Genomic DNA, 25,731 nt, shown 5'->3' on the forward strand with positions numbered 1-25,731 from the left:
CCGTTTTCAATCCGTTGAAACTGACAGTATTCACCCAGAGATGATAGGATATTCAGTGAACGATAAAAATGGTTAACAGCATGTTAGACAAAATTTTCAGAATTGCTACAAGACAAAGCCCGCTCGCATTATGGCAGGCACATTATGTACAGCAACGCCTCATGAGTGCCCATCCGGGACTGCGCGTTGAGCTGGTGCCTATGGTCACGAAAGGTGACATTATCCTTGATACCCCGCTGGCAAAAGTGGGTGGCAAGGGTCTGTTTGTCAAAGAGCTTGAGCTGGCGATGCAGGATGGCCGTGCCGATATGGCGGTGCACTCTATGAAAGATGTGCCGGTCAGTTTCCCTGAAGGTCTGGGCCTGGTGACCATCTGCGAGCGCGACGATCCGCGCGATGCGTTCGTTTCTCATCATTATGACTCTATTGACGCGCTGCCACCGGGTGCCATCGTCGGCACTTCCAGCCTGCGTCGTCAGTGCCAGATTAGCGCGCGCCGCCCGGATCTGGTGATCCGCTCGCTGCGTGGCAATGTGGGCACCCGCCTCGGCAAGCTCGATGCCGGCGAGTATGACGCGATTATTCTTGCCGTCGCCGGGCTGAAACGCCTGGGACTGGAAGATCGCATTCGCCAGGCGATGCCTGCCGAAGTCTCCCTGCCCGCTGTGGGTCAGGGTGCGGTCGGCATTGAATGCCGTCTGGACGACAGCGTCTTAATTGACCTGTTACGGGCACTGAACCACGATGACACCGAAGTTTGTGTCAGAGCGGAACGCGCCATGAATACCCGCTTAGAGGGTGGCTGCCAGGTACCCATCGGCAGTTTCGCGGTGCTGGAAGGCGATGACCTCTGGCTGCGCGGCATGGTCGGCGCACCGGATGGCCGGGTGATGGTCAGCGGTGAACGTCGTGGTCCACGCGCGCAGGCAGAACAGATGGGCATTTCACTGGCCGATGAACTGCTGAATGGCGGCGCACGTGAAATCCTGAAAGAAGTTTACCAGGGGCAGCCGCCGGCATGACCATCCTGGTGACGCGCCCGGAACCCGCAGCGGCAGAGCTGGTGTCACGCCTGCATGCCCTTGGCAAACAGGCGTGGAGCCTGCCGCTGATCGAGTTTGCGCCGGGCGCTGACCTCGCCTCTCTGCCCCAGAAGCTCGCCGGACTTCGTGCTGGCGACCTCGTCTTTATCCTTTCTCAGCAGGTTATTCACTACGCACAGCACGCGATCAAAGCATGGCCCACTGAGCTGGACTATTATGCAATTGGTCGCAGCACCGCGCTGGCGTTTCACACCGTCAGCGGACAGCAGGTGACCTGGCCTCATGCTCATGAAACCAGTGAGGAATTGATCCAGATAAACACGCTTCAGCAGGTTGCCGGTAAACGTGCGCTGATTCTGCGTGGCGATCCCGGTCGCGAATTGCTGGCAGAGACCTTAACCCGGCGAGGTGCTGAGGTGACGTTTGCTGCGTGCTATCAGCGCTGCCAGAAGCATTATGATGGACCCATTGAAGGCCGCCGCTGGCGCGATCGCGGCGTCTCTGTGCTGGTAGTGACCAGCGGTGAAATGTTACAACAGCTCTTTTCGCTGTTCCCTGCGGTTGATCGCGAGGAATGGCTGCTCCACTGCCGACTGATTGTCGTCAGTGAACGTTTGGCTACCCTGGCCGCTGGATTAGGTTGGCAGGATATTCAGGTAGCCGATGGTGCCGATAACGATGCGCTGCTGCGCGCGTTACGCTGAACTTTAACAATGGGATGTGCCACATATGACGGAACAAAAAGACTCCTCCGCCATGGTTGAAGAAACCACCCCAGCGGTCGACCGCTCTCCTTCCAGCAACAGCACACCACCGCGTAATGCGAAAAATGGTGGCATGGTGTTGGGAGCAGTGGCGATTGTCATAGCGCTGGCGATTGGTGCGGGTTTATACCTTAACGGGAAACATCAGGCTGATTTACAGGCACAAACCAATCAGAAGCTGAGCGATCAGTTAAGCGCGTTGCAGCAGCAGGCCAGCAGCGATAAGCAGCAGCTGACACAGCAACTGAGTGGCGCCGAAACCGCGTTGCAGACGGCGCAGCAACAGCAGAGTGCGTCAGCTAAAGAGCTGGAAACCCTGCGTGAAAAAGTGGCCGTGATCTCTGGCAACGACGTGCGCAGCTGGTTGCTGGCACAGGCGGACTATCTGGTGAAACTGGCAGGCCGTAAACTCTGGAGCGATCAGGATGTCACGACCGCTGCTGCACTGCTGAAAAGCGCTGATGCCAGCCTGGCCGATATGAACGATCCCAGCGTCATGAATGTGCGTCGTGCGCTGACCCAGGATATCAGTAACCTCTCTTCTGTTACGCAGGTCGACTACGACGGCGTGATCCTCAAGCTGAATCAGCTCTCGAACAATGTCGATAATCTGCGTCTGGCCGACAACGACAGTGATGATGCGCCGATGGACAGCGATGGCGGCGAACTCTCAGGTTCCGTGCGCGAATGGCGTCAGAATCTGGTGAAAAGCTGGCATAACTTCATGGATGACTTTATTACCATCCGCCGCCGCGATAACACTGCACAGCCGCTGCTGGCACCGAATCAGGATGTTTACCTGCGTGAGAATATCCGCTCGCGTCTGTTGATTGCTGCGCAGGCCGTACCGCGTCATCAGGATGAGATTTATAAACAATCTATCGATACCGTGTCCGCCTGGGTTCGCGCCTGGTACGACACCAATGATGCCGCCACCAAAGCCTTCCTTGCCCAGCTGGATGAGCTGAGCCAACAGAACATCAATATGGATCTGCCGGATAACCTGGAAAGTCAGCCATTGCTGGAACAGCTGATGCAGACCCGCGTGCGGAACCTGTTAGCGCAACCTTCTGCCGCTGCTAATCAGCAGGGAGGCTAAGCATGCTTAAGGTATTTATCCTCTTTATCCTGCTGATTGCTGGCGTAGTGCTGGGACCGATGATTGCCGGTCATCAGGGTTATGTGCTGATTCAGACCGATAACTGGAACATCGAAACCAGCGTGACCGGCCTGGTGATTATTCTTATCCTGAGCCTGCTGGTGATTCTGGCCGTGGAATGGCTGCTGCGCCGCGTGCTGCACACCGGCGCGCGTACCCGTGGCTGGTTTACCGGACGTAAACGCCGTCGCGCTCAGCGTCATACTCAGTCGGCGCTGATGAAGCTGGCCGAAGGCGACCACCGTCAGGTGGAGAAACTGCTGTCTAAAGATGCCGATCACGCCGATGTGCCGGTAGCCAACTATCTGCTGGCAGCCGAAGCCGCCCAGCAGCGTGGTGATGAAATTCGTGCCAATCAGCATCTTGAACGTGCCGCTGAGCTGTCTGAAAGCAATACCATCCCGGTGGAAATTGCCCGCGCACGTATTCAGCTGGCCCGTAACGAAGATCACGCTGCGCGTCACAGCATTGACCGTCTGCTGGAAGTGGCTCCGCGTCACCCTGAAGTGCTGCGTCTGGCTGAACAGGCGTATGTCCGCACCGGTGCCTGGAGTGCCCTGCTGGATATTCTGCCTGCTATGCAGAAGTCGCAGGTTGGCGATGAGCCGCATCGCGATGCATTGCAGCAGCAGGCCTGGCTGGGTCTGATGAATCAGGCGATGGCCGACCAGGGCAGCGATGGCCTGAAGCGCTGGTGGAGCACGCTGAGCCGCAAGACCCGTCAGGATACGACACTGCAGGTCGCTATGGCGGATCATCTGATTGAGTGTAACGATCACGACACCGCGCAGTCGATCGTGCTGGAAGGCCTCAAGCGTCATTATGACGATCGTCTGGTGCTGCTGATGCCTCGCATCAAAAGCGGCAATCCGGAAGCGCTGGAGAAAGCATTACGCCATCAGATCAAACAGCATGGTGCAACGCCGTTGCTGCACAGTACGCTGGGTCAGTTGCTGATGCGTCATGGTGAATGGCAGCAGGCTGCTGAAGCGCTGCAGCAGGCGCTGGCACAGCGTCCGGATGCCTTCGATTATGCGTGGCTGGCGGATGTTTATGATCGTCTGCATCGTCCGGAAGAGGCCGCGAAGATGCGTCGTGAAGGATTACTGCTGACGCTGAAGAATAATCCCAACGTCTGATGCCGTTGTAAGACAGGATAAAGCCGGGCTTGCCCGGCTTTTTTGTGCCCGCAATCTGCCGCCCTGTTCTCGCAGGCAAAAAAAAACACCTGCCATTGGCAGGTGTAAGATCAGGTCGGTAAGACAACCGGGAGGTACCTGACTCAACGTGGTGTCTGTTAACCCTGTAAGGCTTTTGCGATACAGGCAGGCAGACAACAGGTACCTAAAATTGGCTCTGCATCATTCCCAGGTTTATGTAGCATCAGCAAACATAAGAGGTGGAATGAGCATCTACAGCAGAAGTATTGCACAAGCCGTGCCAGGTTAAGATTTATTTTTAAAATACCTATAAATCAATATATTAAGCAGAGCGTTAAGGCTTTCTACAGCGAGGTACGGCAGGAAGTGTCGGTATCAGGCGACAGCTGGCATTTTCTCTGTCTCTGAATGGAGACAGCGAGGTGATTCTTACGGTAATTTCAACAATTACAATAGCTTATTTGTCTGCGATTCACGACGTTGCTCAGACTGTTGGCCAAATAAAAGCAGAGTAGCTTTGGTTGCAACGCACCGCCCTCTCTCACTGCTGTGCGGGCTTCAGGGAGCATACGCCTTTCGCAAAGACGCAAAAGACGCCATCCCTGGCAGGCTCAGCGCGGCCCATCCCTGGCCCGCGATGCTTTGCTACAGGCGTATGCTCCCTTCGCTTCACGTATGGCAGACGCATCAGGAACTCACATGGGCATTTCAGACGACTGACGGATCCAAAGCAGAGTGACTCTTGCACCAATAAATATGCTCAACGCGCAGGGAACACGGTCAGAAGAGGAAAGCGTCCCGCGCCAGGGACGGTGCGGGCCGAGCGGCCATGGATGGCATTAGCGACTTTCCGATCTGACCGTGTTCCCTTCGCAGGCTCAGATTTACAGCAAACTTATCTCGCCGTACCCGCTTAAACCTTCTGCAAAGGTCCTCACCCACTTTTCTACAGACGAAAAAAAACCTGTCTTTTCAGACAGGTTTCTAAAAATGGTCGGCGAGAGAGGATTCGAACCTCCGACCCACTGGTCCCAAACCAGTTGCGCTACCAAGCTGCGCTACTCGCCGATTTTTTTAACTGTTTTGCCTGGTGCGAAGAGAGGGACTTGAACCCTCACGTCCGTTAAGACACTAACACCTGAAGCTAGCGCGTCTACCAATTCCGCCACCTTCGCGTTTCCCAGCAAAATCTGGGGTGGCTAATGGGACTCGAACCCACGACAACTGGAATCACAATCCAGGGCTCTACCAACTGAGCTATAGCCACCACAATTCTTAATGTTACAGATTTAAAACCTGCAGCATTTAAATCTCTACTGCCAACCGCGGTAAATCAACCACCGAAGCTCATGCGCACAAACGATATGGCGCGCCCGACAGGATTCGAACCTGAGACCTCTGCCTCCGGAGGGCAGCGCTCTATCCAGCTGAGCTACGGGCGCGTAGCGCCGTTGCGGATGTGCATACTAGAGATAAGCGCCCATCGTGTCTAGTGCTTTTTAAATAAAAAGACGCGTTTGATTACGCTTTGTGCACTTTCTCGACAAATAGTGCATTTCCTCTCTCACAACGCCTAAAAATGCGGCATTTATCAGCAATATCAGAGATCGCCGCGCCAGTGATAGCGCAAATATTTAAGCAGTTTTAATTGTCTGCGCAGGCGACTCGGCTGTCGAATCAGACGATAGAGCCACTCCAGCCCCAGACGCTGCCAGATCTTAGGCGCACGCTTCACATGGCCGGTGAAAACATCGTAGGTTCCACCTACACCCATATAGAGTGCATCAGGCCAGTGCGCACGGCACGCCAGCATCAGCAGCTCCTGACGTGGCGATCCAAGGGCGACTGTCACCAGCTTCGCGCCGCTGCCCGCAATCCTGGCAAACAGCGCATCCTGATCGGCTGGCGCAAAATAGCCATCCTGTGCGCCAACAATATTCACATTCCACTGACGACGTAACTTATTACAGGTCTCATCCAGCACCTGCTGACGACCGCCGATAAGAAACACCGGCGTCCCTTCACGCCCGGCGCGTTCCATCAGCGCTTCCCATAGATCAGCACCCGCAATGCGCTGCACCGACGCCTGCGGATATTTTTTACGAATCGAACGCACAATGCTGATGCCATCGGCATACGCATATTCCGCCTGCGCTAACAGCGTGCGTAATCCCTCATCCCGCTCAGCGGTCAGGATCTTCTCTGCATTAATCGCCACTAAAATACCGCTGCGAACGCTCTGCGGCGGCATCAGGAAATTTACCGCCGACGGCATGTTTTCGAAGCCATACAAATCAACGCCGCGAATACGGTACTGCGGCGTCTCAGTTAACGTTGTCATATCTTCTGTCAATCCCAGAGGTTAATCAGAGCGGGCTGTGCAATACCCGCCTGCTGCGGTCGCGAATCAAACCTGCGCGATCCAGTAACCAGAAAAGTAATTTAGCCATGCCCAGACAGGCAGCAAAAATGATGCAGAAAAACGCCACGCGAGAACCGAACGCATCGAGGCCTTCGCGGGCCAGCACAATCATGTTAAACACCGCGCCAAAACAGAAGCTTTGCAGGATGGCGCCGGTATAGCGGTTGGTCTCAAGGCAGCCACGCTGATAAATCGCATCAAAGGCCTTAATAATCATCCCAACCGCGACAGCACCGATGGGAATCGCCCAGACGCCGCCCATCACCACCAGCGACCCGATCAGCGTGGGGGAAATCGCCAGGCCAGAATGGTTGTTCAGCACTTCCCAGGTGAAGTAGTTCGCACTGTTTAACACCGCCAGCGGCCGATCGGGCCAGAGCCAGGTCGGAATAAACACATAAAAATCACGCCACAACGGTGCCAGTCCCTGGAACTCAATTCTGGCGTAGTTATCCAGCAGCAGGGCAAGATTCTCCCACGGCGAGAAGGTATCACGCGTCAGATAGAGGAAGGTATAGAACGCTTCATCGCCCATCACGTCGAGGTTATAGCGGCGCAGCGCCAGCCAGAACATCCCCGCAATCGCCAGTACGCCTGCCGTTGCCAGCATCCACAACGTGATCCACCCACGGGTAATCCCGATGAACAGGAACAGGGCAAACGCAATAATGATATTGGCGCGGGTGCCGCCTACCAGTGCATAGGTCAGCAAACCAAAGGCTACCGTCACGACCAGGAACAGCAACCAGTTGCGTCGCGTCGGACTCAGAAAATAGGGGATCAACATCGCCGGAATAAAGAAATAGAAGAAGCGCTTGAGCGCCACGCCCGACACTTCGCTGGAGAAAATCTGGTTATAGGCGGTCAGGCGGAACAGCAGAAAACCATTGTGGATGAAGAACACTGTTACGGTTCCCAGCGCCACCAGCGCCAGAATCACGCAGGTCAGGTGGGTTTCAACCCGATTCATCTGCAGCCAGGGCTTCGCCGGAGGCGCACCGGCAGGTTTCAGCCGCACTTTATAACTGACGTAATAGATAGCGTAAAACGCCGTCGCCGACAGCAGCGCCTCCAGCAGATTCTCCACCGGCACCACTTCAACATTAAAGCGAAACACCAGCACGGCGGTCAGCGGGAAGCCGAAATAAAAGGTCAGCAGGAACAGCAGTGTAAAGAACAGATGGAAGTTAAAACGGACGCGCTTAAACTCCCGCCAGGTCAGGGTCAGAATAAAAACCAGCGACAGCAGATAGACCACCAGCAGGCCGCCAAATTGCATAAGACTCATGGCAACTCCCCTTCACTGAGCTGTAACGCTGCCAGCCAGCCAGCCAGATAGCCCGGCGCAAAAAAGGCAATTGCCTGTTTATCAAGGCTCATCAGCTGACGGCGTGCCTCGGCGATGACCGCAGGCGACAGCGTATCTTCGCTGAACAATACCGGAAGCTGCTGCTCAGCCACATCACGCCAGAATGGATTTTTGCGGGTCAGGACAAACGGCACGTTGGCCTGGATCAGCAGACAGAGTGTTCCCACCCCCTGCTGACGTTCAAACATAAAATAGCCGACATGGCAGCGTGCCAGCAGCGCTAAGTAATCATCAAATGCCAGATTTTCACGCATCAGATTCACCTGACCGTCAGGGAACAGCCTCTCTGCTGCGGCCTGAATCTGACTGATGTATGCCTCATTGCCTGGCGGATAGCCCAGCGGCACCTCAATACGCACCCGCTCGCCAAACTGTGCGTGAATCGCCTTTAAGCCTTCAATGTGCCGGTTACTCGGATCGCCCGAGTTGCCCAGCAGCAGCGTAAACGGCTCTGACGGCGCAGACTCAACGGCGGCGGCTGGCATCCGGGTCGGGAAATAGAGCAGTGAACCAGGAACCCGGCGATGGCGTTGCTGGTAGTGGTGCAGGTCGCCACGGGTCGCAAAAACCTGTGCAACCCGTCCCTGCGCTATGCGGCGCACCAGATAGAACAGGCGGAACTTCAGGCTGCGCGAATCTTCATAGAGATCGGCGCCCCAGACATGCCAGAAGAGCTGAGAACGACGCAGCTTACCGCTGAGTAATGCCAGCCAGATCCACGGGTTAAACTGACCGTGACAGAAAAACCGCTGCTGACGATTCCTGGCCCGCTGCAAAACCGCCTGCGCCAGCGCTTTCTTGCTGGTAAAGCACTCGATCTGCAATGCACTGAACGGAGCCAGGCTTTCTGGCTGCTGCGTCACCACCATAAAATGGCGTGGCGAAGCCATGGGCTGCTCAACGCTCAGTACGTCGTTGAAAAAGCGCAGCACCGTAAGATTGTGGTGGGGAATGTCCGATCCCAAAACGTGAATTAAAGTCATTTTTTCCGGCAGTAAACAATAAAAGCGCCACAACACAGGGCAAAGTAAGCCATATAGGTAAACATATAGGCCTGCGCCGCACCCGTCGCGCCATGTAACGGGATCAACCAGCGTGAGAACAGGGTCAGCAACAGAAACTGGCTGATCTCAGTCAGAACATAAAAGCGCAGCGAGGCTTTGGCGATAACCAGATATCCGAAAACATAGGCACCGACCTTAAAAACATCGCCGCACAGCTGCCAGATAAAGAGATCCCGCATTCCGCGAAAAGCCTCAGAGAACAGCAGGCTGATGGCGAAATCGCGCAGCACCCAGACACCAAAGCTGGCTACGGCCACGGCGGGCAGGACAAAGCGCAGCGCCCGGCCAATCTCGCGCGCGATGTCGCGTTTGTTATCGAGCCGCGCCAGGGTCGGCAGCAGCCAGACGCTAAACGTCGCGGTGATAAACTGCAGATAGGCATCGGAAATGCTGGTGACGCCCTGCCACAATCCGACCTGCGCCCAGCCTTCCTGCTCTGCCAGCAGGTTACGCATCAACACCCAGGCGACCGGCAGGGTCACGGCTGTGATCAGCGCCATCAGGGTATATTTAGCCAGATTACGCGCCAGCTCTGGGTGCCATTGCGGGCGCAGCCAGCTCAGCGGCAGCGGTGCGCGGCGTTTCAGCATCAGTAGCGCAGGCAGCAGCAGCAAAGCCGGTACCAGCGCGAGGCCAATCAGTGCGCCCTGATAGCCACCCAGCCACCAGCAGAGCAGATAGCCGGCCACGCCAATCAGGCTGCCAAGAATCAGTGCCAGCGCATTCCCACGCGCGTCACGATAGCCCTTCAGCAGCGCCAGGGTAAAGTTGGCCCAGGCAATGCCGAGCTGAAGAAAGGCGACGACGCGGATGACGCCCTGATAGCGGTCATGACCAAACAGCGCGGTGCTGATGGGTGCCGCCGCCAGCAGAAACAGCAGCGCCAGCACGCTGGAGAAGCCCAGCACCATGGTCGATGCTGTGCCCACCATTGCCCGCAATTGTCCGGGCTGCTGCTGATACTGCGCCACATAGGTGGTGACGCCATTAAAGATGCCCGCACCCGCCAGCACACCCAGCACGGTGATCAGCTGACGGAAGTTCCCCGCCTGGCCGACACCCTCGGGTCCGAAGCTCACCGCCAGCAGTTTGACCACCAGCAGACCGGCCACAATTTTTACCAGCGTGGACGATGCGGTCCACACTGAGGCTCTGGCTAATGACATCAGGAAAAGAAGCTCAGCAGTGAGCTGATAACCGTGCTCTGATTATTATCGGACAGGTTATAGAACAGCGGCAGGCGCAGCAGACGTTCACTTTCCTGCGTGGTATAGCGGTCGTCGCCGACAAACTGCGAGAAACGCTCACCAGCAGGCGAACTGTGCAGCGGAATATAGTGGAACACCGTCAGTATCTCGGCTTCTTTCATCCAGTTGATCAGCGCCTGGCGATCGTCCTGATCGCGCAGTTTGATGTAAAACATGTGTGCATTGTGTTCACAGCTGGCGGGGATCACCGGCAGGCTGATGCGACCCTGAGCCGCCAGCGGCTGGAGTGCATCATAATAGCGTTGCCAGATGTGTAACCGCTGCTGGTTGATGCGTTCAGCGACTTCCAGCTGCGCCCAGAGATAGGCCGCCTGCAGATCGGCCATCAGGTAGCTCGACCCCATATCGCGCCAGGTATATTTATCGACCTGTCCCCGGAAGAACTGGCTGCGGTTGGTGCCTTTCTCCCGCACGATCTCGGCGCGCTCGACCAGGCTGGCGTCGTTGATGAGCGTCGCACCACCTTCACCACCGGCGGTGTAGTTCTTGGTCTCGTGGAAACTGAAGCAGCCAATGTGACCGATGGTGCCCAGCGCGCGACCTTTGTAGCGTGACATCACGCCCTGCGCCGCATCTTCAATCACAAACAGCTTATGCTTTGCCGCCAGCGCCATAATGGTATCCATTTCACAGGCCACGCCTGCGTAATGCACCGGCACAATGGCGCGGGTTTTTTCAGTGATGGCCGCTTCGATCAGCGTTTCATCAATGTTCATGGTATCCGGGCGCACATCGACAAATACGATGCGCGCGCCGCGCAGCACAAAGGCGTTGGCGGTCGAGACAAAGGTGTAGCTCGGCATGATCACTTCATCGCCGGGCTGCAGATCGATTAGCAGCGCTGCCATCTCCAGCGAAGCGGTACAGGAGGGCGTGAGCAGCACTTTTTTGCTGCCAAAACGCTGCTCCATCCACTGCTGACAGCGACGGGTAAATCCACCGTCACCGCACAGCTTGCCGCTGTTCATCGCCGACTGCATATACTCGATTTCTGTGCCCACGATCGGGGGCGCATTAAATGGAATCATGACCTTTCCTGTAAAACCAGTAGGCGGTGCTGTCGAGCCGGGCACCGCTGCGTAAATAGAGGCGCATCGCCGTGAGATTACTGAGCTGGGTAGCAACCCGAAGCTGAGACAGCTGTCTTACCCGCGCCCAGTCCGCCGCCGCCAACAGCAGTCGCTGACCCAGTCCCTGGCCCTGCGCGTCAGGCAGCACGCCCAGCAGACCAATACGGGCATCGCCGTCCACCGCGCGCAGCGAAACAAAACCCTGCAGCTGACCCGTGGCGTCACTGGCCACCAGGCACTGATCGTCAAACGTTCCGCGCACCGCATTCTCAATCCACTGCGCATAAAAACGGCTGCTGGCGTCTGGTGCATACCAGGGCGCGCGAAAACGACTCTGGCTGAAGAGCTGAGACGCTGCATCACGCAGCTGCGTAATTTGAGCTTCGCGCGCAATGCGAATCCCCGCCTGCCGTTCGGTCTCGTTAACCGCCAGCGTCAGGTCCGCCTCGCCTTCTGCCAGCTGGAACTGATGCTGCTGCAGCGTATCAATCAGCGCCGTCTCGCTGGCCGCGACTTTCATCTGCATCAGCGCACAAGGATGACGCAGCGCCTGCTCCAGTGGCTTGTCGCCCTGCGGCTCCAGCCGCACGGTCTCAATACCGAAGAATGCGCTTTCCCAGCTAAGGGGATTAATACTGACGTGGACGGGCATGTAATAAATCCAGCAGGTATTGGCCGTAGCCGGTTTTTGTCAGCGCTTCACCGGCGGTCCGCAGCTGGTCATCACTGAGCCAGCTGTTACGCCAGGCGATCTCTTCCAGGCAGGCAATTTTAAAGCCCTGACGTTTTTCCACCGTCTGCACAAACATGCTGGCTTCCACCAGGCTGTCGTGTGTGCCGGTATCCAGCCAGGCAAAGCCGCGTCCCAGCAGTTCGACTGTCAGCTCTCCGCGCTCCAGATACATCTGGTTAATGGCGGTGATTTCCAGCTCGCCCCGCGATGACGGCTTAACCTGCTTCGCGAATTCGATAACCTGATTGTCATAGAAATAGAGTCCGGTGACCGCCCAGCGCGATTTCGGCTGCTGTGGCTTCTCTTCAATCGAGATCGCCTTAAAGTTATCGTCAAACTCCACCACACCGAAACGTTCCGGGTCCATAACCTGATAGCCGAACACCGTTGCGCCACGATTCTGTTCGACGACTTTTCGCAGCTTGGGGCTGAAGCCCTGACCAAAATAGAGATTGTCACCCAGCACCAGGCAGCAATTGTCATCGCCGATAAAGGATTCGCCGATGATAAACGCCTGCGCCAGTCCATCGGGACTGGGCTGCACCGCATAGCTGAGGCGAATACCAAATTCACTGCCATCACCCAGCAGACGTTCAAACTGCGCCCGATCGTCCGGCGTGGTGATCAACAGAATGTCGCGAATCCCTGCCAGCATCAGCACGGAGAGCGGATAGTAGATCATCGGTTTGTCGTAGACCGGCAGAAGTTGCTTTGATACTGCCCGGGTTATCGGGTGTAACCGCGTGCCCGATCCTCCCGCTAAAATGATGCCTTTCATCGCTGCTCCTTATACGGATTTATTGCGATAAGCCGAGGCGTTCGCCCTGATAGCGGCCATCCAGAATGGCCTGCCACCAGGTGGGATTAGCCAGATACCATGCCACGGTTTTACGCATGCCGCTTTCAAAGGTTTCCTGCGGCACCCAGCCAAGTTCATGCGCAATTTTACTGGCATCGATGGCGTAGCGCTGATCGTGACCGGGCCGGTCAGTGACATAGGTAATCAGGTCGCGGTAATGCGCCAGCCCGGCAGGTTTCTGCTCTGCGGCCAGCTCTTCAAGCAGGCTGCAGAGGGTTTCGACCACCTCGATATTGCGACGCTCGTTATGGCCGCCAATATTATAGGTTTCGCCTGGCTTACCCTGACTGACAACCTGATAGAGTGCGCGGGCGTGATCTTCAACGTAGAGCCAGTCACGAATCTGCTGTCCGTTGCCGTACACCGGCAGGGCTTTACCGGCCAGCGCATTGATGATGGTCAGCGGGATCAGCTTCTCAGGGAAATGGCAGGGGCCGTAGTTATTTGAACAGTTGGTGACCAGCGTGGGCAGACCGTAAGTTCGCAGCCAGGCCCGCACTAAATGGTCGCTGCTGGCCTTGCTGGCAGCGTAAGGACTGCTTGGCGCATAAGGGGTGGTTTCGGTGAAATAAGCCTGGCTGTCATGCAGGTCGCCAAAGACTTCATCGGTCGAGATATGGTGGAATAGAAAGGCCGTCTTGCGCGCGTCATCCAGGTTTTGCCAGTAAAAACGCGCGGCTTCCAGCAGCTGCCAGGTCCCGACAATATTGGTCTCGATAAAGGCCACCGGCCCGTCAATCGAGCGATCAACATGGCTTTCAGCCGCAAGATGCATCACGCAGTCTGGCTGATGACGGGCAAACACCTGATCAAGCGCCGCACGATCACAGATGTCGACCTGCTCAAAACAGAAGCGAGGCGAATCGGCCACGCTGGCGAGCGACGCCAGATTTCCGGCGTAGCTGAGTTTATCGACCACCACGACCTGATGTTCGGTTTCTGCGATCAGAAAGCGCACCAGAGCCGAGCCGATAAAACCGGCACCGCCCGTGATCAGAAAGCGCTTCATCGCCACACACCTTTGGTGTCGACAATCCAGTTCTGCTGAACGTCGGCCGCATCAATGGCACGGAAGGCGCGGTGATCGACCAGCATCACCAGAATATCGGCCTGGGCCAGCGCCTGCTCGCAGGAGACCAGCTCAGCTTTATCCGCCAGCGATTCCGCAAGCTGCTCAATATGGGGTTCAACTACCCAGGTCTTGCCGCTGTGCCACTCAGCAATTTTCTGTGCCACGCCGACGGCCGGGCTTTCGCGCAGGTCATCGATATTCGGTTTAAAGGCCAGGCCAAAGCAGGCGATGGTGATATCGCTGGCGCGCTTGCCGGTCTGCGTCAGACAGTCCGCCAGCGCGGTTTTCACCTGGTCCAGCACCCACCGCGGCTTGGCGTCATTCACCTCGCGCGCGGTGCGGATCAGGCGGGCTAATTCAGGATTCTGCGCCACGATAAACCAGGGATCGACGGCGATACAGTGCCCCCCGACGCCTGGACCCGGCTGCAGAATGTTGACGCGCGGATGGCGATTCGCCAGCGCAATCAGTTCCCAGACGTTAATGCCCTGATCGGCACAAATCAGCGACAGCTCATTGGCAAAGGCGATATTCACGTCACGGAAGCTGTTTTCTGTCAGCTTGCACATTTCGGCGGTGCGGGCGTTGGTTTCAACGCATTCGCCTTTTAAAAACAGCCGATAGAGTTCGCTGGCGCGCGCGGAACAGGCGGGCGTCATGCCGCCAATCACCCGGTCATTGTTGATCAGCTCAACCATCACCTGGCCTGGCAGCACGCGCTCCGGGCAGTAAGAGACAAAAATATCGGGCGTCTCACCGTGCTGCGGAAAGCGCAGGTCGGGACGCGCCGCAGCCAGCCAGTCGGCCATCTGTTCGGTGCTGCCCACGGGTGAGGTCGACTCCAGAATCACCAGGTCGCCCTTTTTCAGAACCGGCGCGATCGACTCCGCCGCGGCTTTCACAAAGCGCAGGTCGGGCTGATGTTCATCTTTAAACGGGGTCGGTACGGCGATCAAAAAGGCGTCGGCGGGTTCAGGCTGAGTGGTGGCGCGCAGGTCGCCACGCGTAACGGCCGCATGCACGACCTGATCTAAATCGGGTTCCACGATGTGAATCGCGCCACGATTGATGGTTTCAACGGCGCGCGCGTTGATATCCACGCCCACCACTTTTTTTCCCTTTGAGGCAAAAACGGCTGCCGTCGGCAGCCCAATGTATCCCAGTCCAATCACGGAGATGGTTTCAAAACTCATAATTCGGCTCTGTTATCTTTTAAGGCTTGTAAAATTCGACCACAGGCTTTGCCATCGCCATACGGATTATGGGCGTGGCTCATCGCCTGCCAGGCCTCGTCATCGCTCAGTAATTCGCTGACACTGGCCACGATTCTGGCGATATCCGTCCCGACCAGTTTGACGGTACCGGCATCGACCGCTTCGGGCCGTTCGGTGGTATCACGCATCACCAGCACCGGTTTACCCAGCGAAGGCGCTTCCTCCTGAATGCCGCCGGAATCAGTAAGGATCAGCCAGGCGCGGTTCATCAGCCAGACAAAAGGCAGATACTCCTGCGGTTCAATCAGGATGATATTCTCAATGCCGCTGAGTATCCGGTTAACCGGCTCGCTGACATTGGGGTTAAGGTGTACCGGATAGACAATCTGCGCCTCAGGATGCTGGCGGGCAATCTGCGCCAGCGCGCTGCAGATACGTTCAAAACCGCCGCCAAAGCTTTCACGGCGGTGACCGGTGACCAGCACCAGTTTCTTATCCGGTTCGAGAAACGGATAGCGCGCCGCCAGCTGTGCGTTCAGATTGCTGTCATCCAGCACCCTGTCGCGAACCCACAGCAGCGCATCGATGACCGTATTACCCGTCACAATGATGCGCGAGTCGGGCAGATTTTCCTGCAACAGGTTCTGCCGCGACTGCGAGGTGGGCGTGAAATGCAGACGGGCAAGATGGCCGGTAAGCTTGCGGTTACCCTCTTCCGGCCACGGCGAGGCGAGATCGCCGGTACGCAGACCGGCCTCCACATGCCCCACTGGAATTTGCTGATAGAAAGCCGCCAGGCTCGCCGCCAGCGTCGTGGTGGTATCGCCATGCACCAGCACGATGTCCGGTCTGAAGTCGAGCAGGACGGTTTTCATCCCCTCTAAAATGCGGCAGGTAATCTCGGTCAGCCCCTGCTCAGGACGCATAATATTGAGATCGTAGTCCGGTTCCAGCTTGAACAGACGCAGCACCTGATCGAGCATTTCGCGATGCTGTGCGGTGACGCACAGCCGCGACTCAAAAGCGGGATCCTGCGATAGCGCCTGAACCAGCGGCGCCATTTTAATCGCTTCGGGGCGAGTACCAAATACCGTCAGAACTTTCACACTGTTTCTCTCACTCATGCGTGTCTGACATCAGACGCGGACGACGTGCCAGCGCCACTCCCGCGCCTGTTAATGCCCCAACGGCACCCCACATAATCATCATGAACAGACGTCGCGGACTGTCACGTGATACCGGCTCTTCCGGCGTACGCAGATAACGGTAGGTCTGGAACTTGCTGTTCAGTTTTGGCCCGGTCTGCAGCGTGGTCAGCATTGCTCTGTTCTGATCATAGCTGATATCAAAGCTCGGACCGGTGGCGCGCAGGGTATCGAGCTGCCCCTGTAAAACTGGCTGGCCCAGAAGGAACAGATCGCTGTCCGCCAGGTTTTCACCCACTTCACGCGTCTGCTTCTCATTGATGCCCTGCTGGCTGGCGATCTTCAGCGCCTGCTCCAGCCGGTGCTGCTGACGCTCGAATACCGCGTTAGCCACATCTTCCTGACGCTTCACCTGCGCCTGTAACTGGTCGCTACGTGCCCGCCAGGCCCCTTTTAACTCATCGTTGAGATGACGCGCGGCGCGCTCACTGGCGTAGGCGATGTACTGACGCAGCAGATTGTTGGCGTCGCCGGCGGTTTCGGCCTTGAGTTTGATGTTATCGGGCAGGTTATGTGCCGCGTCAGCGGGCGTGAACAGGATATTGCCGATCATATCGTCGAGCAGCGCGGCATCGTTATGCGCATTGCCGGTTTTACGACTTTTGAAGTAATCCGTCTGCTGCCAGAACTCACGACGCGTATCCCACGAGGCGAGTTGCATGGTGAACTCCTGATAGACCTGATCCATTACCGTCGGTGACGGCGCAGCCAGGGTCAGGGCATTGTTGCGCACATCCAGATTGTTCAGGAACTGCTGCTGCGCATAGTAAGAACCCAGCATGTTCACCGTCGGACGATCGGTGATCGCCGTGGTGCTCCAGACCTGTTTCAGCAGCAGCGTGACCAGCCAGGCGACCAGAGCAAACAGCAGCGCCAGCCCGACAATCCAGCGCTTGCCACGCCATAAACGGCAGCTCAGGCCGCGAATATCCAGTTCGTTGTCCACAACGTCAGAAGGCATGGCAGGGTTATCCTTTAATCAGCATCGGGTTCATTTGTTTTTTGCTTCGCGGTAATGGCTCAGACGACGCTTGATGCGCCGCACGCGTCGCGCCACGCGCCACGCATGTTTCAGGCAGTAGCCGTAAACCATAAACGCGCCCAGGAACAGCAGCAGCATCACCCACTCCGGGATGAACGCCAGATATTCACCCAGCACACCGATACCGGCGAGGATGGCCGCCGCAACAGTGATCAGCACAAAGGCCTGACGCGAGGTAAAGCCGGCACGCATAATCAGATGGTGGATGTGCTGGCGGTCGGCCGAGAACGGGCTCATGCCTTTACGCAGGCGACGATACATAATCGCCACCATATCCATCAGCGGAATGGCGATAAGCCACAGGGCGGTAACAGGCGTAATGGGATGGCTCAGACCCTGCGTCGTTTCCAGCAGAATCCAGATAATGGTGAAACCGATCATGGTGCTGCCGGCATCGCCCATAAAGACTTTGAAGCGGCGACCCAGGAAGCCGAGGTTAAGCAGGATATAAGGCAGCGTGGCGGCAATCATCGCAAAACACCACATCGCAAGGCTGGTCTGGCCGTCGAAGTAGAGGATGATGCCCATAGCGGCAAAGGTGACTGAGGAGAGTCCGCCCAGCAGACCGTCGATCCCATCCACCATATTAAAGGCGTTGATTGCGGCCCAGACGGCAAACAGGGTCAGCACATAACCGAAGGGTCCGACGATAAGCTCAAAGGGGCCGACGATGAAGCCCAGGCTGAGCAGATAGAGTTTTGCGCCAAACATCATCACCAGGGCGACAATGGCCTGCACGACCGCGCGGAATTTAACGCTGATATCGAAGCGGTCATCCAGTGCGCCAACCAGCACCAGAACACCGGCGCAGCCCAGATAGAGCAGCGCGTGTGGCAGGTAATAGTTGGTAATGGCAAACGTGAAGCAGATACCTGCGAACACAGAGATGCCGCCCACCAACGGAATCGCGCCATGATGGCGTTTACGTGAGTTAGGCTTATCAACTAAACCAATTTTTTTAGCTGCTTTTCGAGCAAAAAAGAGGAAAGCCAGGGAAAAGAGAAAAATTAAACCAAGCTCAGTACTCATAGTGAGTAAATTCACGTTAAACGCTCTCAGCTAACATCCCGCACAACAATACGCGAAAAATTGCGCTTATCGCTGTATCGGATTCCGAATTCTGCATAAAGAGACAGACGAACGGTCAAAAATTCGCCATCACTACCACAGTCATTATAAATGCTCCTGCCAGTGTTCAATCCTATAGCTCACAAATGAAAAACGCCACGTTGAGACGTGGCGTATGGTCGATTTTCTGCGCATCTGGACTAAAAAAGCCGGATCTGTGGTCCGGCCTGGCAGTATCGGATTATGAACGCTTCATCATGTCGAAGAATTCATCATTGGTTTTGGTCATCGCCAGCTTGTTGATGAGGAATTCCATTGCGTCGATTTCGCCCATTGGGTGAATAATCTTACGCAGGATCCACATCTTCTGCAGCTCTTCCTGGGAAGTCAGCAGCTCTTCTTTACGTGTACCAGAGCGGTTGTAATCAATCGCCGGGAAGACACGTTTTTCAGCAATTTTACGGGCGAGATGCAGTTCCATGTTACCGGTACCTTTAAACTCTTCGTAAATCACTTCATCCATCTTCGAACCGGTATCAACCAGCGCGGTCGCGATGATGGTCAGGCTACCGCCCTCTTCCACGTTACGTGCAGCACCAAAGAAACGCTTTGGACGATGCAGGGCGTTGGCATCCACACCACCGGTCAGGACTTTACCTGAAGCAGGAACCACGGTGTTGTAGGCACGTGCCAGACGTGTGATTGAGTCGAGCAGGATGATGACATCTTTCTTATGTTCAACCAGACGCTTGGCCTTCTCGATCACCATTTCAGCAACCTGAACGTGGCGTGAAGCTGGCTCATCGAAGGTTGAGGCGATAACTTCGCCTTTCACCAGACGCTGCATCTCGGTCACTTCTTCCGGGCGCTCATCGATCAGCAGCACCATCAGCACGCAATCCGGGTAGTTATACGCCAGGCTCTGCGCGATGTTCTGCAGAAGCATGGTTTTACCGGCTTTCGGCGGTGCTACGATCAGACCACGCTGACCACGACCGATTGGCGAAGCCAGATCGAGTACGCGTGCAGTTAAATCTTCCGTTGAGCCATTACCCCGCTCCATACGCAGACGTTTATTTGCGTGCAGCGGCGTGAGGTTTTCGAACAGAATCTTGTTACGCGCGTTTTCCGGCTTGTCGTAGTTAACTTCGTTAACTTTCAGCAGCGCAAAATAACGTTCACCTTCTTTTGGTGGACGGATTTTGCCAGAGATGGTGTCACCTGTGCGGAGGTTGAAGCGGCGAATCTGGCTGGGGGAAACGTAGATATCATCAGGACCGGCGAGGTAGGAGCTGTCTCCGGAACGGAGGAATCCAAATCCATCCTGAAGGATCTCCAGCACGCCATCACCGAAGATGTCTTCGCCGCTTTTTGCGTGCTGCTTCAGGATTGAAAAGATAATGTCCTGCTTGCGCATACGAGCCTGGTTTTCCAGTCCCATATTTTCGCCGAGAGTAATCAGCTCAGCAACCGGCGTATTCTTTAATTCGGTAAGATTCATAGTGATGGGTTCTTAAACTCGGGGTAATACTCGGAATGTTTGTCGTGAGTGGTATGGCAACTAATCCATGCCGTTAATGGCTCTTTTCGGCTCTTCCCGACGATCATCGTATGGAATGGCGATCGGTATGCAGGGAGATGTCCGAATGTAATGCCAGAGTTGGAGCTAACCGTAAGATTGCTGAACCGTTCTATCTTTATAAGGTACAGGGCGACAGGGTTCAACAAGGGAAAACTTTAGATGCTAACTACAAGGTAAGTTCGTAATGCAGTGTTGGTAACTTAGCATGCCTGAAAGTGAACGTCCAGCAGCAGGAGATAAATTCACCACTGCCAGACGTTCAGTCCTGAATTACGCCAGATTGGCGTTCAGGAACTCTTTCAGCTGGCCTTTAGACAGCGCGCCCACTTTGGTCGCGGCGACTTCGCCATTTTTAAACAGCAGCAGCGTCGGGATACCACGAATGCCATACTTCGGTGCCGTGCCTGGGTTATCATCAATATTCAGCTTAGCGATGGTCAGCTTGCCATCATACTCTTCTGCAACTTCATCAAGGATTGGCGCGATCATTTTGCAAGGACCACACCATTCAGCCCAGAAATCTACCAGTGTAACGCCGTCGGCTTTCAGCACGTCGGTGTCGAAACTGTCATCAGTCAGATGAACGATTTTATCGCTGCTCATGTTTTACTCCACAAGATTATGCCTGGCGAATTGGCGTAAAATATACCAATGTTGGTTGACTTTATTTCATCGGATACGCTTTCGTAAAGCGATAGTAAGCTGATATTCTACCACACTATGAGCAAAACACACTTAACTGAACAGAAGTTTTCCGACTTCGCCCTGCACCCAAAAGTGGTGGAAGCCCTTGATACTAAAGGCTTTCAATACTGCACGCCGATTCAGGCGTTAGCTCTGCCTTTTACGCTTTCAGGGCGTGATGTTGCAGGCCAGGCGCAAACCGGTACCGGCAAAACGATGGCGTTTCTGACGTCAACGTTTCATCATCTTCTCTCTCATCCTGCGGCGGAAGGTCGTCAGGTTAACCAGCCACGGGCATTAATTCTTGCGCCGACGCGTGAACTTGCTGTGCAGATTCATGCAGATGCAGAACCCCTTACCGCCTCAACCGGCCTGAAACTGGGTCTCGCCTATGGCGGAGACGGATATGACAAACAGCTGAAAGTGCTGGAGCAGGGCGTTGATATTCTGGTGGCCACCACCGGTCGCCTGATCGACTACGCGAAGCAGAATCACGTTAATCTCGGTGCCATTCAGGTCATGGTGCTGGACGAAGCCGATCGCATGTTCGATCTCGGCTTTATTAAAGATATCCGCTGGCTGTTCCGTCGTATGCCGCCGGCAACCCAGCGTCTGAGCATGCTGTTCTCAGCTACCCTCTCCTACCGCGTCCGTGAACTGGCGTTTGAGCACATGAACAGTGCTGAATATGTGGAAGTGGAACCGGAGCAGAAAACCGGCCATCGCATTCAGGAAGAGCTTTTCTATCCGTCTAACGAAGAGAAAATGCGCCTGCTGCAGACCCTGCTGGAAGAAGAGTGGCCCGATCGCGCCATTATCTTCGCTAACACCAAGCACCGCTGTGAAGATGTCTGGGGCCACCTGGCTGCGGACGGACACCGTGTTGGCCTGCTGACCGGCGATGTGGCTCAGAAGAAGCGCCTGCGCATTCTGGATGACTTCACCAAAGGCGATGTGGATATTCTGGTCGCGACCGATGTTGCGGCTCGTGGTCTGCACATCCCGGCTGTGACTCACGTATTCAACTACGATCTGCCAGACGACTGTGAAGATTACGTTCACCGTATTGGCCGTACCGGTCGTGCGGGTGCCAGCGGACACTCTATCAGCCTGGCCTGTGAAGAGTACGCGCTGAACCTGCCGTCGATTGAAGAGTACATTGGCCACAGCATTCCGGTCAGCAAGTACAGCAGTGAAGCGTTGTTAACCGATTTGCCGCCGCCTAAGCGTCTGCAGCGCAGCCGTACCGGCAGTGGCCCGCGTCGCGGGGGAAATAACGCCAATCGTCGCGGTGCTCCACGCAATAACAACCGTAAACGTTCAGGTTAGGGCACCATGCTAAGCGCATCGTCACTTTATGCAGCGATTGATTTAGGGTCTAACAGCTTTCATATGTTGGTGGTGCGCGAGGTCTCTGGCAGTATTCAGACCGTCGCAAAAATTAAGCGCAAGGTTCGCCTTGCTGCCGGTCTGGATAAAAATAACCTGTTGTCAGCTGATGCGATGTCGCGTGGCTGGCAATGCCTCAGACTGTTCTCTGAACAACTGCAGGATATTCCCCCCGATCAGATCCGCGTGGTGGCGACTGCCACGCTGCGTCTGGCTGCCAATGCGCAGACCTTCCTCGACACGGCTCAACAGATTCTCGGCTGTACCATCAACGTCATCAGCGGTGAAGAAGAGGCGCGCCTGATTTATCAGGGTGTGGCCCACACCACCGGCGGTTCCGACCAGCGTTTAGTGGTCGATATCGGCGGCGGCAGCACCGAACTGGCGACCGGCGATGGTTCGCACGCCTCGGTGTTGTTCAGCCTGTCGATGGGCTGTGTGACCTGGCTGGAGCGCTTCTTCAGCGATCGTCACCTGGCAAAAGAGAACTTTGACCAGGCCGAGCTGGCGGCGCGTGAGATGATCCAGCCCGTTGCCGCGCAACTGCGTGAGCAGGGCTGGCAGGCCTGTGTCGGGGCATCCGGCACGGTTCAGGCTCTGCAGGAGATCATGGTGGCGCAGGGCATGGATGAGCGCATCACGCTGAATAAACTGCAGCAGCTGAAACAGCGCGCCATTCAGTGCGGCAAACTGGAAGAGCTGGAAATCGAAGGGCTGACGCTGGAACGGGCACTGGTGTTCCCCAGCGGCCTGTCGATCCTGATCGCCATCTTCCAGGAGCTCAGCATCGATAGCATGACGCTGGCGGGCGGTGCTCTGCGTGAAGGACTGGTCTACGGCATGCTGCATCTGCCCATTGACCGCGATATCCGGACCCGCACGCTGCACAACGTCCAGCGTCGTTTCAGCATCGATGTCGAACAGGCAGACCGCGTGCGTCAGCTGGCAGAAAGTTTTTTCCGTCAGGTTTCCACGCCGTGGAAGCTGGATCAGCGCTGTCGTGAGCTGCTGCTCAGCGCCTGTGCGATCCATGAAATCGGCCTGAGCGTCGACTTCCGTCATGCGCCGCAGCACGCGGCGTATCTGGTGCGTCACCTCGACCTTCCCGGCTTCACACCGGCGCAGAAGAAGCTGCTGGCCTGTTTACTGCAAAACCAGAGCGGCAGCATCGACCTGGCGTTACTGACGCAGCAAAATGCCCTGCCGCCGCGTCTGGCGGAACGGATGTGCCGTCTGCTGCGGCTGGCGATTATTTTCTCTACCCGCCGTCGCGACGACACGCTTCCTGCTGTGCGGCTTCAGGCAGACGACGATGCCCTGCATCTGACCCTGCCCGCAGGCTGGCTGGAGGCGCATCCGCTGCGCAGCGAACTGCTGGAGCAGGAAAGCCACTATCAGTCTTACGTCCACTGGTTGTTAACCCTGTCGTAATGGCACGCGCGTGAGGCGAATCTCCTTCGCCTCCTACACGGGTTTAACTCTTTTTCGCCTTATCCAGCATCGCTCTCAGACCTGCGACCCGGCTCTGCCCGGTTTTCATCCGTTCTTCCGCACTGACCACTTTGCGCTCGGTTTCCCATTGCAGATCGTCCTGCGGCAGCTCCAGCAGAAAACGGCTCGGTTCCGGCCGGACTAATTCGCCATATTGCCGCCGTTCGCGACACAGGGTAAAGGTCAGCTCTTTCTGCGCCCTTGTGATCCCCACGTAGGCCAGGCGACGCTCCTCTTCGATGTTGTTCTCATCGATGCTGCTCTGATGCGGCAACAGTCCCTCTTCCATGCCCACCAGGAAGACATAGGGGAACTCCAGCCCTTTAGAGGCGTGCAGCGTCATTAGTTGCACCTGATCCAGCTCTTCATCGCTTTCACCGCGCTCCATCATGTCGCGCAGGGTAAAGCGCGTCACCACCTGCGCCAGCGTCATCGGCTCATCGATATCGCTGCCTTCCAGCATTTCAGTCATCCACTGAAACAGCGTGTTGACGTTCTTCATCCGCATTTCGGCGGCTTTCGGACTGCCGGAGGTTTCGAACAGCCAGCTTTCGTAGTCGATGCCGCGAATCAGGTCACGCACCGCGTTCACCGGCTCCCGTTCGGTCAGCTGGATAATCTCATTCAGCCAGTGGGTGAAGCGCTGCAGATGCTCCAGACCACGGCCGCTCAGCGTCTGCCCCAGGCCGACATCGAAACTGGCGTTGAACAGGCTCTTGCTGCGCAGGTTGGCCCACTCACCGAGCTTCTGCAGCGTGGCCGGGCCAATCTCGCGGCGCGGCGTATTGACGATGCGCAGAAACGCGCTGTCATCCTCAGGATTGGTCAGCACGCGCAGATAGGCGAGCAGATCCTTGATCTCCGGCCGGGAGAAGAACGAGGTGCCGCCAGAGATGCGATAAGGGATGCGGTTCTGCATCAGAAACTTTTCGAAGGTCCGTGACTGATGGTTGCCGCGATAGAGAATCGCGTAATCTTTGTACTGCGTTTTGTTGATAAAGTGATGCGCGATCAGTTCGCCAGTCACCCGCTCTGCTTCGTGCTCTTCGCTGTTAGCGGTCAGCACTTTCAGCTCGCTGCCCTGCCCCAGTTCCGAAAACAGCCGTTTCTCAAACACGTGCGGGTTATTGGCAATCAGGATATTCGCCGCTTTCAGGATGCGTTGCGAAGAGCGGTAGTTCTGCTCCAGCTTCACCACCTCCAGCGCCGGGAAATCCTGATTCAGCAGCACCAGATTCTGCGGCCGCGCGCCACGCCAGGAGTAGATGGACTGATCATCGTCGCCGACCACCGTGAAGCGCGCCCGTGCGCCAACCAGCAGCTTAACCAGCTCATACTGGCTGGTGTTGGTGTCCTGATACTCATCCACCAGCAGATAGCGAATACGCTGCTGCCAGCGTTCGCGCACCTCCTGATTACGCTGCAGCAGCAGCGTCGGCAGCAGGATCAGGTCGTCGAAATCGAGCACGTTGCACGACTTCAGATGCTGGCTGTAGAGGGCGTAGCAGTGGGCAAAAATATTATCCTGCTGCGAGCGCGCCAGCGCGGCGGCGCCCTGCGGATCGATCAGATCATTTTTCCAGTTTGAGATAGTGGAGATGAGTTGCTGTAGCAGCGTCTTATCCTCTTCCAGCCACTCTTTGGTCAGCTCTTTCAGCAGGGCGAGCTGATCCTGATCGTCGAACAGCGAGAAGTTGGACTTCATGCCCAGCGCCGCGGTTTCGCGTTTAATGATCTCCAGTCCCAGCGTATGGAAGGTCGAGATCAGCAGGCCACGCGCCTCTTTGCGGCCCAGCGTCTGCGCCACTCGCTCTTTCATTTCGCGCGAGGCCTTATTGGTAAAGGTCACCGCAGCGATATGGCGCGCCTGATAGCCGCATTCACGAATAAGGTGGGCGATTTTATTGGTAATCACGCGGGTTTTGCCCGATCCCGCGCCCGCCAGCACCAGACAGGGACCGGTAACAAATTCGACGGCACGTTGTTGGCTGGGGTTTAAACGCATAGGAGAAATCGCCTGATTGAATCAAAAGAAAGGGGTTTATACTGGGCGGCAATTATACACAACAGAGA

At 56.2% G+C, this 25,731-nt stretch carries 21 protein-coding genes and 4 tRNA genes; 6 read left to right on the plus strand and 19 right to left on the minus strand.

All coding sequences use genetic code 11. The features are described 5' to 3' along the window. Positions 1–80 precede the first annotated feature (80 nt). From hemC to hemY, 4 genes are read left to right on the plus strand one after another with little or no spacing between them, the layout of a single operon-like run. Positions 81–1,022, plus strand: a complete 942-nt coding sequence (gene hemC, locus ACN1CO_RS20695) for a hydroxymethylbilane synthase (protein WP_419140496.1) — start codon at positions 81–83, stop codon at positions 1,020–1,022. Then, positions 1,019–1,747 carry a uroporphyrinogen-III synthase gene (gene hemD, locus ACN1CO_RS20700; RefSeq protein ID WP_419140497.1) on the plus strand — a complete coding sequence of 243 codons (729 nt, stop codon included), beginning with the start codon at positions 1,019–1,021 and terminating at the stop codon, positions 1,745–1,747. The genes hemC and hemD overlap by 4 nt, the downstream gene beginning before the upstream one ends. A 25-nt stretch (positions 1,748–1,772) precedes the next feature. Further along, the gene (gene hemX / locus ACN1CO_RS20705) at positions 1,773–2,906 is read left to right on the plus strand and encodes a uroporphyrinogen-III C-methyltransferase (protein WP_090966399.1); all 1,134 of its coding nucleotides are present in this window, start codon (positions 1,773–1,775) and stop codon (positions 2,904–2,906) included. Positions 2,907–2,908: 2 nt separating this feature from the next. Continuing rightward, positions 2,909–4,105, plus strand: a complete 1,197-nt coding sequence (gene hemY / locus ACN1CO_RS20710) for a protoheme IX biogenesis protein HemY (RefSeq protein WP_419140498.1) — start codon at positions 2,909–2,911, stop codon at positions 4,103–4,105. Between the two features lie 1,012 nt (positions 4,106–5,117). On the opposite strand, the gene ACN1CO_RS20715 is transcribed toward hemY, so the two are convergent. The 18 genes from ACN1CO_RS20715 to trxA form a co-directional block, all read right to left on the minus strand. Continuing rightward, positions 5,118–5,194 (minus strand) — tRNA-Pro (locus ACN1CO_RS20715). 20 nt (positions 5,195–5,214) lie between these two features. After that, positions 5,215–5,301 (minus strand) — tRNA-Leu (locus tag ACN1CO_RS20720). Between the two features lie 16 nt (positions 5,302–5,317). Then, a tRNA-His gene (locus ACN1CO_RS20725) sits at positions 5,318–5,393 on the minus strand. Positions 5,394–5,491: 98 nt separating this feature from the next. After that, positions 5,492–5,568 (minus strand) — tRNA-Arg (locus ACN1CO_RS20730). Positions 5,569–5,726: 158 nt separating this feature from the next. Further along, positions 5,727–6,467, minus strand: a complete 741-nt coding sequence (gene wecG, locus ACN1CO_RS20735) for a lipopolysaccharide N-acetylmannosaminouronosyltransferase (protein WP_419140499.1) — start codon at positions 6,465–6,467, stop codon at positions 5,727–5,729. A 25-nt stretch (positions 6,468–6,492) separates the two neighbouring features. Further along, on the minus strand, positions 6,493–7,836 hold the full coding sequence (gene wzyE, locus ACN1CO_RS20740) for an ECA oligosaccharide polymerase (protein WP_419140500.1): 1,344 nt from the start codon (positions 7,834–7,836) through the stop codon (positions 6,493–6,495). Then, complete coding sequence (locus ACN1CO_RS20745; protein ID WP_419140501.1) at positions 7,833–8,900, minus strand: TDP-N-acetylfucosamine:lipid II N-acetylfucosaminyltransferase; 1,068 nt, start codon at positions 8,898–8,900, stop codon at positions 7,833–7,835. Before ACN1CO_RS20745 ends, wzyE begins: the two co-directional genes overlap by 4 nt. Then, positions 8,897–10,147 carry a lipid III flippase WzxE gene (gene wzxE, locus ACN1CO_RS20750; RefSeq protein ID WP_419140502.1) on the minus strand — a complete coding sequence of 417 codons (1,251 nt, stop codon included), beginning with the start codon at positions 10,145–10,147 and terminating at the stop codon, positions 8,897–8,899. Before wzxE ends, ACN1CO_RS20745 begins: the two co-directional genes overlap by 4 nt. Further along, entirely contained in the window at positions 10,147–11,277 is a 1,131-nt protein-coding gene (rffA, locus tag ACN1CO_RS20755) for a dTDP-4-amino-4,6-dideoxygalactose transaminase (RefSeq protein WP_419140503.1), read from the minus strand. The genes wzxE and rffA overlap by 1 nt, the downstream gene beginning before the upstream one ends. Then, entirely contained in the window at positions 11,264–11,971 is a 708-nt protein-coding gene (rffC, locus tag ACN1CO_RS20760) for a dTDP-4-amino-4,6-dideoxy-D-galactose acyltransferase (RefSeq protein ID WP_419140504.1), read from the minus strand. The genes rffA and rffC overlap by 14 nt, the downstream gene beginning before the upstream one ends. Continuing rightward, entirely contained in the window at positions 11,949–12,830 is an 882-nt protein-coding gene (rfbA, locus tag ACN1CO_RS20765; protein ID WP_419140505.1) for a glucose-1-phosphate thymidylyltransferase RfbA, read from the minus strand. Before rfbA ends, rffC begins: the two co-directional genes overlap by 23 nt. Before the next feature lie 19 nt (positions 12,831–12,849). Further along, on the minus strand, positions 12,850–13,920 hold the full coding sequence (rffG, locus tag ACN1CO_RS20770; protein ID WP_419140506.1) for a dTDP-glucose 4,6-dehydratase: 1,071 nt from the start codon (positions 13,918–13,920) through the stop codon (positions 12,850–12,852). Beyond that, positions 13,917–15,176: a UDP-N-acetyl-D-mannosamine dehydrogenase gene (wecC, locus tag ACN1CO_RS20775; RefSeq protein WP_419140507.1), complete on the minus strand. Its 1,260-nt coding sequence runs from the start codon at positions 15,174–15,176 to the stop codon at positions 13,917–13,919. Before wecC ends, rffG begins: the two co-directional genes overlap by 4 nt. Beyond that, complete coding sequence (wecB, locus tag ACN1CO_RS20780; protein ID WP_419140625.1) at positions 15,173–16,303, minus strand: non-hydrolyzing UDP-N-acetylglucosamine 2-epimerase; 1,131 nt, start codon at positions 16,301–16,303, stop codon at positions 15,173–15,175. The genes wecC and wecB overlap by 4 nt, the downstream gene beginning before the upstream one ends. A gap of 10 nt (positions 16,304–16,313) precedes the next feature. Beyond that, a complete protein-coding gene (wzzE, locus tag ACN1CO_RS20785) occupies positions 16,314–17,363 on the minus strand; it encodes an ECA polysaccharide chain length modulation protein (protein WP_419140508.1) in 1,050 nt (349 codons plus the stop codon). 30 nt (positions 17,364–17,393) lie between these two features. Then, positions 17,394–18,473 (minus strand): UDP-N-acetylglucosamine--undecaprenyl-phosphate N-acetylglucosaminephosphotransferase, encoded by a 1,080-nt coding sequence (gene wecA / locus ACN1CO_RS20790; RefSeq protein WP_419140509.1) that lies wholly within the window; start codon positions 18,471–18,473, stop codon positions 17,394–17,396. Positions 18,474–18,753: 280 nt separating this feature from the next. Continuing rightward, positions 18,754–20,013 (minus strand): transcription termination factor Rho, encoded by a 1,260-nt coding sequence (rho, locus tag ACN1CO_RS20795; RefSeq protein WP_003851960.1) that lies wholly within the window; start codon positions 20,011–20,013, stop codon positions 18,754–18,756. 351 nt (positions 20,014–20,364) lie between these two features. Further along, the gene (trxA, locus tag ACN1CO_RS20800) at positions 20,365–20,697 is read right to left on the minus strand and encodes a thioredoxin TrxA (RefSeq protein ID WP_003851963.1); all 333 of its coding nucleotides are present in this window, start codon (positions 20,695–20,697) and stop codon (positions 20,365–20,367) included. A 117-nt stretch (positions 20,698–20,814) separates the two neighbouring features. Here trxA and rhlB point away from each other — a divergent pair, with 117 nt between their 5' ends. Together rhlB and gppA are read left to right on the plus strand one after the other, a co-directional pair. After that, positions 20,815–22,107, plus strand: a complete 1,293-nt coding sequence (gene rhlB, locus ACN1CO_RS20805) for an ATP-dependent RNA helicase RhlB (protein ID WP_090966423.1) — start codon at positions 20,815–20,817, stop codon at positions 22,105–22,107. A gap of 6 nt (positions 22,108–22,113) precedes the next feature. Continuing rightward, the gene (gppA, locus tag ACN1CO_RS20810) at positions 22,114–23,598 is read left to right on the plus strand and encodes a guanosine-5'-triphosphate,3'-diphosphate diphosphatase (protein ID WP_419140510.1); all 1,485 of its coding nucleotides are present in this window, start codon (positions 22,114–22,116) and stop codon (positions 23,596–23,598) included. Positions 23,599–23,641: 43 nt separating this feature from the next. Here gppA and rep read toward each other — a convergent pair whose 3' ends face one another. Continuing rightward, entirely contained in the window at positions 23,642–25,663 is a 2,022-nt protein-coding gene (gene rep / locus ACN1CO_RS20815; protein ID WP_419140511.1) for a DNA helicase Rep, read from the minus strand. Between the last annotated feature and the right edge of the window lie 68 nt (positions 25,664–25,731).

The organism is Pantoea sp. R13S299 (assembly GCF_048515925.1).
GTDB lineage: Bacteria > Pseudomonadota > Gammaproteobacteria > Enterobacterales > Enterobacteriaceae > Pantoea.